Origin of the sequence: Nostoc sp. NMS7 (assembly GCF_017115085.1) — a bacterium.
Lineage (GTDB): Bacteria > Cyanobacteriota > Cyanobacteriia > Cyanobacteriales > Nostocaceae > Nostoc.
On the sequence record NZ_JABXKJ010000099.1, the window covers coordinates 1 to 14967 of the forward strand.

15 protein-coding genes and 1 pseudogene are annotated in these 14967 nt (G+C 41.9%); 9 read left to right on the forward strand and 7 right to left on the reverse strand.

The window, feature by feature from the left end:
• Positions 1–152: 152 nt before the first annotated feature.
• The 3 genes from HWQ38_RS10575 to HWQ38_RS10585 form a co-directional block, all read right to left on the reverse strand.
• Positions 153–821, reverse strand: a complete 669-nt coding sequence (locus tag HWQ38_RS10575) for a DUF2834 domain-containing protein (protein ID WP_292793015.1) — start codon at positions 819–821, stop codon at positions 153–155.
• 132 nt (positions 822–953) lie between these two features.
• The gene (locus HWQ38_RS10580; protein WP_292793016.1) at positions 954–2126 is read right to left on the reverse strand and encodes a heat-inducible transcriptional repressor HrcA; all 1173 of its coding nucleotides are present in this window, start codon (positions 2124–2126) and stop codon (positions 954–956) included.
• A gap of 419 nt (positions 2127–2545) precedes the next feature.
• Positions 2546–2905 (reverse strand): rhodanese-like domain-containing protein, encoded by a 360-nt coding sequence (locus HWQ38_RS10585; protein ID WP_292793018.1) that lies wholly within the window; start codon positions 2903–2905, stop codon positions 2546–2548.
• Positions 2906–3050: 145 nt separating this feature from the next.
• On the opposite strand from HWQ38_RS10585, the gene HWQ38_RS10590 reads away from it, so the two are divergent.
• Positions 3051–4709: a DUF3352 domain-containing protein gene (locus HWQ38_RS10590; RefSeq protein ID WP_292793020.1), complete on the forward strand. Its 1659-nt coding sequence runs from the start codon at positions 3051–3053 to the stop codon at positions 4707–4709.
• Between the two features lie 275 nt (positions 4710–4984).
• On the opposite strand, the gene HWQ38_RS10595 is transcribed toward HWQ38_RS10590, so the two are convergent.
• Entirely contained in the window at positions 4985–6340 is a 1356-nt protein-coding gene (locus HWQ38_RS10595; protein WP_292793022.1) for a DUF2254 domain-containing protein, read from the reverse strand.
• 121 nt (positions 6341–6461) lie between these two features.
• Between HWQ38_RS10595 and HWQ38_RS10600 the strand changes: the two genes are divergently transcribed.
• Positions 6462–6734: a hypothetical protein gene (locus HWQ38_RS10600; protein ID WP_292793024.1), complete on the forward strand. Its 273-nt coding sequence runs from the start codon at positions 6462–6464 to the stop codon at positions 6732–6734.
• Between the two features lie 13 nt (positions 6735–6747).
• Here the strand turns inward: HWQ38_RS10600 and HWQ38_RS10605 are convergent, their stop codons facing one another.
• Entirely contained in the window at positions 6748–6897 is a 150-nt protein-coding gene (locus HWQ38_RS10605; RefSeq protein WP_292793026.1) for a hypothetical protein, read from the reverse strand.
• 90 nt (positions 6898–6987) lie between these two features.
• On the opposite strand from HWQ38_RS10605, the gene HWQ38_RS10610 reads away from it, so the two are divergent.
• The 4 genes from HWQ38_RS10610 to cysE all read left to right on the forward strand — a co-directional run bounded on the left by HWQ38_RS10610 (position 6988) and on the right by cysE (position 10796).
• Complete coding sequence (locus HWQ38_RS10610) at positions 6988–8322, forward strand: TrkH family potassium uptake protein (protein ID WP_292793028.1); 1335 nt, start codon at positions 6988–6990, stop codon at positions 8320–8322.
• 208 nt (positions 8323–8530) lie between these two features.
• Complete coding sequence (locus tag HWQ38_RS10615) at positions 8531–9226, forward strand: TrkA family potassium uptake protein (RefSeq protein ID WP_292793097.1); 696 nt, start codon at positions 8531–8533, stop codon at positions 9224–9226.
• A 144-nt stretch (positions 9227–9370) separates the two neighbouring features.
• Positions 9371–9862, forward strand: coding sequence for a hypothetical protein (locus HWQ38_RS10620; RefSeq protein ID WP_292793030.1), 492 nt, complete (start codon positions 9371–9373; stop codon positions 9860–9862).
• A 172-nt stretch (positions 9863–10034) separates the two neighbouring features.
• Positions 10035–10796 (forward strand): serine O-acetyltransferase, encoded by a 762-nt coding sequence (cysE, locus tag HWQ38_RS10625; RefSeq protein WP_292793032.1) that lies wholly within the window; start codon positions 10035–10037, stop codon positions 10794–10796.
• Between the two features lie 231 nt (positions 10797–11027).
• Here cysE and HWQ38_RS10630 read toward each other — a convergent pair whose 3' ends face one another.
• Positions 11028–11612, reverse strand: a complete 585-nt coding sequence (locus tag HWQ38_RS10630; RefSeq protein WP_292793034.1) for an Npun_F5749 family FMN-dependent PPOX-type flavoprotein — start codon at positions 11610–11612, stop codon at positions 11028–11030.
• Between the two features lie 83 nt (positions 11613–11695).
• Here HWQ38_RS10630 and HWQ38_RS10635 point away from each other — a divergent pair, with 83 nt between their 5' ends.
• From HWQ38_RS10635 to HWQ38_RS10645, 3 genes and pseudogenes are all read left to right on the forward strand, one after another.
• Entirely contained in the window at positions 11696–12589 is an 894-nt protein-coding gene (locus tag HWQ38_RS10635) for a 2-oxoglutarate and iron-dependent oxygenase domain-containing protein (protein ID WP_292793036.1), read from the forward strand.
• A 94-nt stretch (positions 12590–12683) separates the two neighbouring features.
• The gene (locus HWQ38_RS10640; protein WP_292793038.1) at positions 12684–13820 is read left to right on the forward strand and encodes an FAD-binding oxidoreductase; all 1137 of its coding nucleotides are present in this window, start codon (positions 12684–12686) and stop codon (positions 13818–13820) included.
• Positions 13821–13824: 4 nt separating this feature from the next.
• A pseudogene (locus HWQ38_RS10645) lies at positions 13825–14262 on the forward strand (ATP-binding cassette domain-containing protein); the annotation flags it as partial.
• On the opposite strand, the gene HWQ38_RS10650 reads toward HWQ38_RS10645, so the two are convergent.
• Positions 14225–14965, reverse strand: coding sequence for a hypothetical protein (locus HWQ38_RS10650; RefSeq protein ID WP_292793042.1), 741 nt, complete (start codon positions 14963–14965; stop codon positions 14225–14227). The pseudogene HWQ38_RS10645 and the gene HWQ38_RS10650 overlap by 38 nt on opposite strands.
• Positions 14966–14967: the final 2 nt, after the last annotated feature.

Here is a 14967-nt window from a genome sequence, read left to right on the forward strand (position 1 = left end):
TTCAGTCTAAAGCAATGATTATATCTATCATCTTAGAAAATAAAGCCACAAACCCTATCCCAGTCAGAGTTTTAAACATTGCTTTTAATTTTTGTTTTCGGAGAGTGGCAAAAGCGGGATAAGCTTTTTGGCAATTTTTGCGTAAGTCCTGTTCAATTCACTGCTGGCTGCTTGGGTATTGACTCTACACCTTCTAAAGGTGGACGCACAGATAAATAAATCAATGGGCCAAATAGCGGTATCAACGCTATTAACCAGAACAACTGCGGATTTTTCCAACCGCGACGCGCCATATCATCCCCTAGTAATGTGGGAAAGACTAGGCAAAGTATGCAGAAATCTAAACTCATCACATTAATGAAGCGGTTGGTTTGCCACTGTTGCACAAAACTGTCCCAATCTCCTCCTGTTAAACCGTAGGCAACTAGAATAACCGTGGCTACAGTCAAGACAACCCCAGTCACACGAGAATCTAGCAGCTTGATCAAGGCATTCTTTTCACCGACAAACTGATTATTTGGTTGCCTAAGGGCTAAGTAGGGCAACAAGGCAAAAGCACCAACTGCGAAAGAGGCGATCGCAAATAGCCAAGCAGGTATTTTTTGTCCTCTGCCATCAATAAACACTACTGCGCTGTATATAAGAGGCCAGATGCCCATGAGGTTGAATAGTGCTATGACTAACGGGTTAATGCCTTGCCACTGGCCAATAGAAAGGTTTTTAATTAACTCAAATGTACCGGGTTGCTCAGGAGGCGCGAGGAAAAAAGCATAGGTAGTGAATCCCAGCCACAGTAGTCCAAAGGCAATTTTTCTAACCATAAAAGATTTAAGTAGGATTAATTATTGATTTTGCCGCTACAAATTGGGCTATCTGCTTGCTATTGTATTATTGACTGCCTAAACCTGTAGCGAGTTGTCCCTAAATATCATACTGATCCGATTAATCTCTATTTAAGGATTGAAATAACTAAAAGCTTCTGAGAGATAATCAGCAGTAGATGCTACGACTGCGATCGCACTTTCATAATCTAGGCGTGTTGGCCCCAGAACTCCCACACTTCCTACTGGTATTGAACCTCGACGATAGTTGGAAGAAATTAAAGTGCAGGTGCGTATCGGTTCTAGAGGATTTTCTGCGCCAATGCGAACCGTTACCTTTGGTTTACCCACATCCTCAAACTCTGGTTCCTCAAATATTAATCGCCATAGTTGGTCTTGTTCTTCTTCCAGCAGGTGGATAATCGTTTGTACCTGCTGTAACTGGGAAAATTCCGGCTGGCGTAAAACTTCTGACACACCCCGAACCATAATTTGGGTTGCAGTCGGTGCAAGAGTGCGACGAGTCAATTCGGCAACTGAATTTTTTAAGAATTCCCCATAGCGTTGGAATTCCTGATCTAGTTCGCTCCAGTCGAGATCGGCTAATTCCAACAGACTTCGCCCCCGTAAGTGGCTATTCAAAAAGTTAGAAACAATCTGCAACTCCCGATCGATTACCTCTGAATCGCGTTGTCTTTCCTCTGGTACTGGCAACAAATCCATCAATTTGGAATGTGTCTCATAACCATCTGTCACCACAATCAGCATGATCCTTCCCGCTTCTATTTGCACTAATTGCAGATGTCGCACTAGCGCTGTAGTGGTTTGGGGCATGGTAATCAAGCTAATGCAGCCACTCAAGGTTGCTAAAATTTGTGCAGCTCCTTGCAATAGGGTTTCTAAACTCCAATCTTCCCATTGGAGACTCTTTTGCAGTGCTACCTCTACTTCTCGCCCTAAAGTTTCCGTACCATTTCCCTGCGGGACGCTACGCGAACGTGGAAGCAAGCTAGCAAGAGCGTCTGTCTGCGACACACTGCGCGAACGCAGAGAAGGTGTAATTAGCTGGTCAACATAAATGCGATAGCCTGAGTCTGATGGTACTCGTCCGGCGGAGGCGTGTGGTTGGTAAAGTAATCCAGACTTTTCTAAAACGCCCATCACATTGCGAATTGTAGCTGAACTTACTCCGAGGTCGTACTCATCAACCAAAGCTTTTGAACCAACCGGCTCTGCTGTAGCAATATAGTGACGTATCGTTGCCCAAAGTATATGCTGTTGTCGATTTGTCAACTGGACTTCCATATGGCATCTTTTACTGAAGGCAAATTTTAATCAAACTCTGAAAAAATTTCTGGATTTGATCGCAAACAAAGATTATTAATAATTAATTAAGTTACCAAATTATCCAGTTCTCTAATGATAAGTATTCTTAAAGTTTAGCTTCAGCATTTTTTGAAAGTGCGCTTGAAATATAAGTGAGACTTGTACTGCAAAAGCTGCCTTTACTCACAACAGTATTTTTGCATAATTTTCAATTTATAACAGTATTATTGAATACGTATTCGGGAATAGCTGATATATTGGGATGGAAAAGCTCTGTGAATATATACTCACTAGCAAAAGGTGTAAAGTTTCCCCTGAAAACCCTAAGTTGATGCAGTCCTATTTTTACAATAGCAGAAGCCAGCTGGAAGAGTAAGTCCCAGCTGAGTCATCGATTATTAATATTGGGGAATTGAAGGGTCAACTAATAGGGAATAAGCATCAATACCACCGGAAATATTTTGCACATTTGTAAAACCTTGAGCAATTAACCACTGACACATTTGAGCAGAGCGGATGCCGTGGTGACATAGCACAAAAGTTTCAGCTTCGGGATTGAAGAGAGTGGGTACTTTATCTCCCCATTCGGCAAATTGACTTAAAGGTAGGTTGACAAAGCCCTCAATGCTAGCGATCGCCAATTCTTCTGGTTCACGCACATCTACTAGCTGAATACTTACATCACTAGAAGATAGACGTTGTGCTAGTTCTTTTACACTAATATGGTTCATGGGTTGACTAAAAGTGTTCCCGGTCATGAGGTTTCTGTAAACAATCCTAATACTATTTATGGTGACAGAAAATCTCTGCCTTGGCATCAGCATCCATTCTCAAGAGTGCTGATTGATTCTGGCAAGCTTTCTGTTTAAATGGCTGTAAACTGTCTTTCTTAATAGGTTTAATGTGAATAAGCAACGTTCATTTATCGGTTTTATCGTCGCTGGTGCGATCGCACTGCTAGTAATTGCGATCGCTGGCTTTTACTGGTTTTTCGGCAAAAGTCCGGCTAACCTCATTGGTTCTACCTCCCAGCCTGGTGCAACCATATTCGTGTCGAAACTTTCGCCTGTAATGGTTTCATTACTAGCGAATCCTGACCGTTTGCAAGCGTTGGAACGGGAAGAGGAACTATCTAAACTTAAAACCAGTTTATTCGCCAAAAGTGGCATAGATTACAAACAAGACATTCAACCCTGGTTAGGGGACGAAATTACATTAGCGATCGCCACCTTAGATATTGATCGAGACTTAGAAAACGGACAGCAGCCAGGGTATCTGTTGGCACTAGCAACCAAGCAACCGGAGAAAAGCCGCGAGTTTGTTGAGTTGTTGTTTTCCAAACGGGCATTAGCTGGAGGAAACTTAGCTGTTGAACAATACAAAGGCGTAAAGCTGATTTCTGACAATTCTCAACCAGAGCAGGACTTGCTTGCAGGTGCTGTTGTTGGTGAAGGCTTTGTGTTGTTTGCCAACGATCCAAAAGTGTTGCGAGATGCGATCAATAACGTCCAAGCGCCCGATTTAAATTTGACTAGCTCCCCCGAATACCAAAAAGCTAGCAAAGAACTGCCCAAAGGGGGTTTAGCTGTAGCTTTCTTGAATCTTCCCATTGTGGCAAAATGGCAAGGCTTAGAGTTACCAGAAGAACTTTATAACAGCCAAATTATATCGTTGGCGTTGAACCCCAAAGGATTGCTAGCAGAAACCACCTTTCTGACTTCATCGGAAATTGTCTCTCCATCTGCACCGCTATCTAAACCTGTAGGAGCATTGCAGTATATTCCAGCATCAGTAGGTTTGGCAATTTCCGGCTCAAATTTGAGTAATTTGGCTAACAGTGATTTAGCCAAACTCTGGAGACAAGCGACAGCAACCATATATGGTTCTGAGGATGTGGTTTCTCGATTAGCAAAACCCTTGGCGGATATTCAAAAACGCTGGGGCATAAATTTACCAGAGGATATTTTTAGCTGGGTACAAGGAGAATATGCTATAGCATTGTTACCTGAGAAAGAGCAAACAACCCCCCATTGGATTTTTGTAGTAGAAAAATCTGAGGGTGTAGAACAAGGGGTTGCTCGTTTGAATGCGATCGCTTCATCCAATGGACTCAGCATCAGTCCCCTAACTATAAACAAGCAAAAAATCTCCGCTTGGACTGAGTTAACCACGGCTACAAAAAAAACTGATGTTAAAGAAGGAGCATCTTTCAGCATTGAAACAAAAGTGCGGGGATTACATACAACTTTAGGAAATTATGAAATTTTCACGTCTGACTTAGAGACGATAAATGAAATCCTCACAGCTAAGGATAATTCCATAATTAACAATTCCAATTTCAAAGATAGTATTGCTGCGATTCCCCGGCCAAACCAAGGCTATATATATCTTGACTGGACAAAGAGCCAGAATTTGTTAGAACGTCAAGTACCGATTCTCAAGCTAGTGGAAGTCTTAGGTAAACCATTTTTTAACAACCTGCGATCGCTCACAGTCAGTAGTTATGGAACTGAGGCGCGATCGCTTAAAGGGGGCGTTTTCTTCAAACTTCATAATTCGTGATTCTCCAGTTCCCCTTCTCCCATCTTGGGAGAAGGGGTTAGGGGATGAGGGCAAATGCACATCATGATGAATTTGTACAGTGCGTAATATCATGTCCGCATAATTAGTTATGCTAACCACAGTCAATACACCCCACCCCCAGCCCCTCCCCGCAAGCTCTTAGGGGAGACAAAGCATAGCTTTGGCGGGGGTGGGGTTCTTCGGGTTTAATAAGCAATCAAGCGGACATGATATAAGTCCGATAAAAATATAAAACGATGGTTATTATATCAAAGTCACACATCGAGTATTGAATCTACATTTTGTGACGACAACGCCTTCATTACCGCCTGGTATCGTTCCTCAACATCCTCTCGATCCAATTCCTCCAATAAGTCTTGGCTGCCGCGTCTAATCATGTTGGCATGACGCAGCAGCGCCACACGGTTCTTTTTGTTGTCAGTGTACATAGCAATAGTGGCGATCGCCTCCAGCAAGCGGATTGTGACAGCTACATCTTGTCGCCCGTACTGTCGAATCTGGTGAAAGGCATCATCAACTAGTCCTGCAAACGTCACCTGATTAGTAATTAGGCGGAGGTTCTGATCGTCATCGTAGCAATAGGGTGACGGAAAATCTCTTGCAGCTAGACGGCACAGCGCTACACTAAGTTGGTCAATACAGCGAATTGCTGTGAATGGGTCATTGACGGCAGGAGAAATTGCCCGAATCGCAATCTCGACTAGCTGCTTAGTAGAGAACTCCACATCCTGAAACGGAGTGCGTTCTCTACCCAAAATGAATGCATAATTGATCTGCTGGGTGAGCTTTCGATTCACACGTTCAGGGGGCGAAACACTGACTAACTCGCTACCTCGCACGATAAACTTGCCTGGACGCTGCTTTAAATACAACAGAAGGTTTTTTGACTTAGCGATGTTAAGCAAGCGGTTGTAATCAATTGCTCTAATATAACCACTGCTAGTTGCCTGGATTGGATAGGCTTTTTGGTTGAAACCCGTTGCGATTTCCTCAACAAATTGCCGCTTGTCTTCTGGATGACGATTTCCAACGTTTTCAGATAATAGCTCATCAATATTAGATTCCAGTTCATCACTAATCTCCCTGATGATGTGCCATGCATGAATCGAGGTTGAAGCGTGGTGGATGAAGTAGATTAGGACAATGATACTAGCGATCGCCAGCAGGATAGCGACTGTGATTGAAATCTTTGGCACAAAAGCTTGCTCTCTATCAACATTAATACTCCGTAACACCAGCAAACAGTAGATAAATGTCGCCAGGAACGTACCGAGTACGAACTGATATTTCATGTCTTGCATAAAATTTCGCAGTACTCGTGAGCCAAACTGTTGGGAAGCCAGAGTCAGGGCAACGAGCGTGACAGAGAAGACAGTACCGGCGACGGTAATCATAGAACCAGCGATGGTTGAAAGCACAGTCAGCCCACTTTCCAGTCCGCCAGTGAAAGGCTTCAAGCCGAATATTTCCATTAATTCTGACTTGCCTGCCAAATCTAAATTTAGCATCAAGAAAGCCAGTGCGATCGCTGCACCCGTCATCAGTGTCGGTACAAACCAATAGCTGGAGCGTAGCGTTTCTCGAAGTTTAATCCGGTTATAGTTTTTCATCTGCCATAGTTTTGCTAACGGTCGCTGTTGCCTTACCTTGGGTTAGAGAACCTTGATAACTGAATAGAGGAGAAATTGGAACCAACACTCCTAGCAATTAAAATCGCTTTACCAAAGATCAGTGAGAGTCACCGCACTGCTGTTAGCCATTAACTTAGTTCGCCTTGACTCTCGCACCAATCGAATAGGTACTAATCGAGTGACTACACCAAATTATCAATCACTGACAGAACAAGAATTACGCGATTACGTGCGGCATAATCCTCAAGATGAAGATGCATTCCAGCACTACTTGAGCATTATTCGCTCTCGCCCTAGTGTGCTTTGCACCACTGATCAGGAGTTTGAAGCCGAATTGCAAAGGCGAATTAATTCTTCACCTGGGCAAAATTAAGCATTTCTTGTAATTAAATCAATTTCAGCCTGACGGCGGTCTTTTTTTCGCTACCATCTAGCCCATAATAGCTGTGATGCAGATGTTGCCCCCAAATCTGCTCCCACAGAGCAAAGGATACATCATAAAATTGCTGAATTTGCTGGTAAAGTTTTGCATTCATAGAAAAAAGCAGTATTTAAGACAAACGCCCTTGTTGAAATTTATATATCCTATTTAGCTGGGATATCTAGCACAATGAAGTAAATCACTTATGACTGTTTCTCGCACAATCTGCTTAGGATTTCTGGCACTCATTGCTCTTGGAAGCATCTTGTTGATCATGCCTTTTTCTAGTAGGAATGGTACATGGAATGACCCAATTGTGGCACTATTCACATCAACTTCAGCAGTTTGTGTCTCAGGTCTATCTGTGGTGGATGTTGGTACTTATTTTTCCTTTTGGGGTCAATTTATGATTCTAGTTCTAGTCCAAGTTGGAGGACTGGGATATATGACAGCTACAACCTTTCTTTTGCTGTTGTTAGGACGCAAGTTTGGTTTACAAGATAAAATTATCTTGCAACAAGCTTTAGATAACTCTGAAATCCAGAGTAGTTTACAATTAGTTCGCTCGATTATTACCACTACACTAATTTTTGAAACTATCGGAGCTTTTTTACTATTACCTATTTTTGTCCCTGATTATGGAGGATATAGTGGTTTAGGTCTAGCAATTTTTTATAGCATTAATTCTTGGACTAATGCTAGCTTTAACTTGTTTAATGATAGTTTAATTAGATATCAATCATCGATATTGCTAAATATTGTAATTACTGGATTAATTATTTTCGGTGGACTAGGATATCAAGTTATTTTAGAAATGTATCTTTGGCTAAACAATCGTTTGAGAAGAAAAACAGTCAAAAATACACTGTATCTTAATTTTAAAGTAGTAACCAGCACAACATTAGTCCTTTTAATCACTGGCTCTATTGCTTTTTATCTAACTGAATTCCAAAACCCAGAAACTCTTGGCTCTCTAAGTTTATCAAGTAAACTGATGGGAGCATTTTTTCTATGTGTTACTACTAGAAGTGGTGGTTTTAACACTATTGATATCAGCAAAATGAGTACTGCTGCGTTATTTATTGCCATCGTGTTGATGTTTATTGGTGCTAGTCCTGGCAGTATGGGTGGTGGCATTAAAACAACTACAATCACAATTTTAACCAGTTGCAGCAAAGCAATCTTGCAAGGTAAAGAAGAAGTCTTGGTGTATCAGCGCCAAGTACCGACTTCTTCGATTTTGAAAGCAGTAGGTGTCACAGTTAGTTCTTTGGTAACTGTTGTAAGCGCAACGATTTTAATTGCAATTATTGAGCCATCTTTGAATTTTATGCAAATTTTATTTGAAGTTGTATCAGCTTTTGCAACTGTTGGGCTTTCAACAGGAATTACTGCCGCGATCGCAGCACCGGCTAAACTGATTTTAGTGACAATAATGTACATTGGAAGAGTTGGAGTTTTAATTCTCATGTCAGCCTTACTAGGAGATTCTCGCCCTAGTGTTATCCAGTATCCAGAGGAGAATATGCTAGTAGGTTAACTAAAGATCAGCAAAATCATTTCCCCTCATGGGTAAATCGGTAGTATTTTCAAATCTACCAAGCTAACTTTATTTGCAATCATGTACTTGAAACGAGTTGGTGTTTTACTAATGATATCTTCTCTGTCAATACTCTTTTAAGTAGTTGAATATCAGAGAAAAAATTGCTATAAAAAATTATCGCCTGATGAAACCAAAGGTAGAAAGTGTGAATTTGTCGTCTTTAAATTTTTTTCGCGGTTTGCAGCGAAATAATCAACAGTTTGCAATTATCGGCTTGGGACGATTTGGACGAGCAGTATGTAGTACACTCTACAACTTAGGATACGAAGTACTGGGGACTGACATTGATAAAAAACGTGTAAACCAAATCTTAAACGATAAGTTGGCTACTCATGCTTTACAGATGGACTCTACTGAACCGGGGGCGCTCAAACAAGCCGGAATTTTTGAGTTTGAGACGGTAGTTGTGGCTATTGGCAATTATGTCCAAGAAAGTATTATTACAACACTGAATTTGAAGGAGGCGGGTGTTCCCTATATTGTCGCTAAAGCTTCTTCGGAAATTCACAGTAAGCTGTTACAGAAAGTTGGGGCAGACTACGTTGTTTATCCAGAATATGAAGCAGGTTGTGCCTTAGCGCGATCGCTTACCAAGCAATCAATACTAGACCGATTTGACCTTGACCCCGATCATAGTATTGTAGAGATAATTGTACCTGATCAATTTCACGGCAAAACCATCGCCGAACTTCAAATTCGTAACCGTTTTGGTTTAAATTTGCTAGCGATCATTCAGGATGGGAAATTTGAAATTAATCCTGAACCCACTAGGTATTTAGAGCCAGGTTCAGTAATGGTGGTTGTTGGCTGCAATAAAGATATTAATCGCTTGCCAACTTAACAGCCTAGCAATTAGCCCTATGCTTTCTCAGCCATTACTTGTGGCACATTTTAATGTGGCACAAGTAACTGAAATTTCACTGGAGTTTTTTCAGTAGAATATGTATATATCACTACTAATTTAAAAGCCTGTTGGAGGGCTACTATGAAATACTGTCGCCCCCGACTTCAGTTTAAAAGCGGCTGGCTGTTGGCTATACTTACTGCGCTCACAGCTACCCCTGCAATAGCAGAGCAAGCAAATTTTGGTACTTTCACACTGTCAACAAACTTTAATGCAGCACAAGGAACAGTGCAGGGATTTACAGGTGGTTCTTACTCATTGTCTGCCATAAGTAACCGCGATCGCGATCAAAAAGCCTGTATCGGTTTTGCCGATCCCAATCCCGATCATATTATGGTTTTGGAAAAGGACTTTTCGCAGCTAACAATACAAGTCGATAGCAACAACAACGACACCACTTTACTGATCGAAGGCCCAGATAAAACGACGATTCGTTGCGGCGATGACACTGGCAAAAGTAAAGATGCTAGCGTTAGCGATCGCAACTGGAAAAGTGGCACCTATCGGATTTGGGTGGGTACATTTAATCCTGGGGTCAAGCGTGATTATACTCTGACGGTGGAACAGCAGTGAAGTAGGGAGTAAGAATTTTAGATTTTAGATTTTAGATTTTAGATTTTAGATTGAAATTTAATCCAAAATCGTCAATCCAAAATCCAAAATTGAATTGCCCACCTTTTACGTGTAACACCTGAGAGGATAATATGGGAGAGTAGCTTGTTGTGCTTTCCGAGGGTGCTATCTCGTGCTATCTATACTGCGTGCTGACTTTCGTATCATATTTGAACGTGACCCAGCTGCCCGTAACTGGTTGGAAGTTTTATTTTGTTACCCTGGTTTGCAAGCCCTGCTATTCCATAGGCTGGCTCACTGGCTGTATACTGTCAATCTTCCCTTTATTCCCCGCCTGATTTCTCACTTGGCTCGGTTTTTGACTGGAATTGAAATCCACCCAGGTGCAGCAATTGGGCAAAGTGTGTTTATTGACCACGGAATGGGTGTAGTAATTGGTGAAACTGCGATCGTGGGAAACTATGCCCTAATTTATCAAGGTGTCACCCTTGGAGGTACTGGTAAAGAATGTGGCAAGCGCCATCCGACTGTGGGTGAAAATGTCGTATTCGGAGCTGGAGCGAAGGTGCTGGGCAATATCCAAATTGGCAATAATGTCCGTATTGGCGCTGGGTCTGTTGTTCTAAGAGATGTGCCTTCAGACTGTACTGTGGTAGGCGTGCCTGGGCGGATCATATATCGTTCTGGAGTCCGGGTTGCACCTCTTGAACACAATAATTTACCAGATTCGGAAGCTGAAGTGATTCGTGCTTTAGTAGACCGGATTGAGGCGCTGGAAGAACAAATACAAACTCTTGGGCGCACTAACTCTTCTGCAAAAACTCCTGTATTCGCGGGTTCTGTAGCTTATAACCCGGATTTCTCAAAAAATGCTCCAGTATGCAGCCTTAAAGATAAGGCAATACAGGAGTTTCTAGATGGTGCTGGGATTTAAATAAAGTTAGGAGTTAGGAGTTTGGGGTTAGGAGTTAGGAATAAAAATCATAAGTAGTCAAACATAATTAATTACACAATGTTATTGCGTTTGTTCATCTACTTAAATCAGGACTTACGCAAACAATAGCCGAAACTCTTATTTTCAGGTAGGGGCAATACCCTGCGGTCAGCCTTCGTCTACATGAATTGCCCCTACAGCGTGTGGTTTTGCGTAAGTCCTATGACAAAATTAAGGATTAATTTTTTCACAAAACCATTCTTGATTCTCATCACAGTGATAAAGCCATCGATTTTGGGGTTCGCCGCGTAATTCTAAGTGATCTACCTGTACCGGTTCGAGTAGCAATAGACAAAAATTAGGCACTGGCTGTATAGGGTCGGGTGCTGGTGGTGCAAAAGCTTCTGGGGTTTCGACTCTGGGTTTACTAGGATGGGGCCAAGTAAACTGTAAACGCGCCGCATCACTCAATTCTTGCCACATGCTGATCCGGGCTGGCTGTAAATTCTGGTGAGAATCATTACCGCTTACCAGGGTCAAACAACCATTGATTCGGAATTGTTCTCGTGTATCGGGGAAGTACCAGCAAACTTCTGCCCAAGGTTGTTGCTGTATCTGGTCGGCTTTAGCGCTACGAGTATCAGTGATAAATTTTAGCTGGTTTCTATCTTCCAGAAAGCCGCGAAAGACTAAGGTACGATTAGCGGGGCGACCGTTGGTTTGCACGGTTGCTAGTTGGAGGTAACGGGCATAAACAAGGCTGCGGTTACGATGGAGCGCATGAGCGATCGCGCTTCGCCAAGGAGCAAGAGTCATTGTAAAGTTCCGTACCTAAGTATTGAGTATACTACTTTATATGTTATATGTTAACAAAACACAAAATCTGTAATTATGTATAAATGGTTACAATTCCAGTAATAGATTTAACTGCCTTTACCAATGGCAACACAATAACTCGGCAAACTGTTATCAAACAAATCTATCAAGCTTGCCATGAAATTGGCTTTATGTATTTACAGAATTCAGGAATATCAAAAGACTTAATAAGTCAAGTGTTCACTCACAGCAAATTTTTCTTCAATTTACCTTTAGAAGTTAAGCAAAAGCAAGCTTGGAGTGATGAGTTTAGTAACACGGGTTATGTTGGTTTTGAAAGAGAACGTGTTGACCCCAATAAACCAGGCGACCTGAAAGAAGCGTTGAATTTAGGCAAACAAGAGGCTGTAGAGATAGATGCTTCTATTCTCACCTTTTATGATAGTTGCACAGAACTTGCTAACACGGTACTGCAAACATTTGCTTTGGCGTTGTCATTACCAGAAGATTTTTTTATCACAAGACACAATCAACAACATCATACCTTGCGATCGCTGCACTATCCTCCATTGCAGACACCACCCAAACCCGGACAATTGCGTGCTGGTGAGCATTCCGATTATGGCAGTATTACCTTACTTTTCCAAGATGACGTTGGGGGCTTGGAAGTACAGACAACATCTGGAGAGTGGATTGCCGCGCCTGCAATTCCTGATACTGTAGTAGTCAATACTGGCGATTTGATGCAACGGTGGACAAATCATCTGTTTTCCTCAACCAAGCATCGGGTAATGATTCCCAGTGATAACAGGCTGAAACAGTCCCGATATTCTATCGCTTTTTTCTGTCATCCTAATGATGATACAGAAATTGCTTGTTTGGAGAGTTGCCAGAAAGAACAATCGCCTATTTATCCCCCCATTCTGGCGGGGGAATATCTTTTACAACGTTTACAAGCAACTTATGGTAATTCGTAATACTTCTCTACGAGAGGCTACGCCAACGGCTGCGCTACTTCGACGCCCCTCAGTACAAGTCAGTACAAGTTCGTAATTCAGAAAGACATTTAAGATGAAAACTTACGACTGGATTGTGGTTGGCGGTGGAATTACTGGTGCTGCACTCGCCTACGAACTTGCGAAAACTGGCTTTTCTGTACTTTTGTTGGAGCAATACAGCAGATCACAGAATGCAACTCGCTATAGTTATGGTGGGCTTGCCTATTGGTCGGCTACTACAACATTAACTCGGCAATTGTGCGAAGATGCGATCGCGCGTTACCATATCCTATCTCAAGAGTTAGACGCTGATATCCAATTTCGGGAATTAGATTTATTACTAACTATTTCAGCCGATTGTGATCCAGAAGCAACTGCTGCATTATATGATGATTGTGCCATTCCACCCCGGTTACTGAGTGTCCAAGAAGCTTGTGAGTTGGAACCGCAGCTAAATCGAGAGGCGATATCTGGTGCTTTAACTGTTAAACACGGTCATATTCACCCAGAAAAAACAGCACAAGCCTACATCCAAGCCTTTCTGCGGGCTGGGGGTGAAATGCAGATTACCCAAGTATTACAAGTATTGCAAGATGGCGTAAAAACAACTACTGCAACTTTCCACAGTGCTAATGTTGTCATTTGTGCTGGTGGACTCAGCCGCCAGCTTTTAAAATCTGCTGATATTCCCATCAAGTTATATTTTACCCACGCAGAAATAATTGAAACCCCACCTGTAAATGTGCAGTTACGCACCTTAGTTATGCCGGCTAATGTGCAACGGTTTCAACTAGAAGCTGAATCTAGTCAAGTTGATGAATTGTGGGATGAACTTGGTAATGAACTACTACCACCGATTTTAGATGCGGGTGCAATTCAGTTTCAAGATGGTAGTTTCCGCATCGGTCAAATTAGCCGGGCGATCGCAGATCCTCATGCCAAGGTAAACTCAGAGGTAAGTGAAAAATGGTTGCGAAAAAGTATAAAGCAAATTTTGCCAACTTTAGAAAATTTACCAGGAACTTGGTATCATTGCTTGGTGGCATTTAGTAGCGACATCGCCTTAATTGGTGCTATTCCCAAATTTGATCGCGTTCATGTTTTTGCTGGGTTTAGTAATCCTTTGGTGATTGTACCACCCTTAGCGGAGCGTTTTGCTAACTTTGCTGCTGGCAAGGAAGATGAAATTATTACCCAGCTATCTCTTTAACCGTATCCCCCGGTTGACAGTTAAAGAAAATCTGCTGCTGGGGTTGGAAGCTAGACGCAAACCAGTAAAAAAAGCAGAAATTCCAGAGGAAGTTTTTAGCTTATTTCCAGTATTGAAAACCATGCTTTCGCGGATGGGTGGTGATTTGAGTGGGGGACAGCAGCAACAATTAGCGATCGCGCGTGCTTTAATGGGAGAACCTCAATTACTCGTCTTAGATGAACCCACTGAACGTATTCAACCCTCCATCATCCTAGAAATTGAAGCCGCAGTCCGTCGCATCGTCGAAACCACAGGCATTTCGGTTTTATTGATAGAGCAACATTTGCACTTTGTCCGTCAGGCTGATTACTATTACGCTATGCAAAAAGGTGGTATCGTCGCCTCCGGTTCCACAGCCGAACTCAGCCAAGATGTGATTCAACGCTTTTTAGCTGTTTAATTTTTGATATTTCTATATCAATTGTATCTGAAGCAATCAAGTCTGCTGCTTCTTGTAAAAGCTCATTTTGTTCCTTTTGAATTGCTTCCAAATGATGAGAAATTTCTGCTAATCGTTGTTGCTTACTTGGTTGAAAATTTTCAGGTAGTAAAACTGGCAAATTATCAATTGTTTTAGTAGCTGTCATTCTTTGGATAGTAAAACTCCCAACTTTAATTAAGGAAAGAAAGCTAACTTTAATCAAAGCCTGAAGAAATTTTATCGGAACTTGGAGTATTGACCAACTAGCTGTTTCAATTAAGCGGACAATTGCTTTAATGATGCTCCAAACTATAGCAAGTGCAAACAGCAGAATTATTACACTAATAATTGGGTGATTAGCACCCCAACTTAATATTTGAACTAACCTAAAAAATAGGGGGTGTTGTGTCAGCCAATCACTTACAGAAGATGCCAATGCTGTTTTTACTGCTCCCGATGTTGTACTCTTAAATTGCTCGGCTGTTTGCCAACTTTGTTCTAAGTTTGTTGTAACTGTATCAATTGCTTTATCAGTTGTTGTCGTGGCTGTTGCCTTCAAAGAGTCCCCAACTTGTTGTGCTGAATTACTTAGAGAGTTAACCCTTTCGCCTACAAAATCTTTCACATTTTGCAAGCGTTGTAATATTCCGTTAGGCAAATGTATGTCTATTTGAGATGGCATAA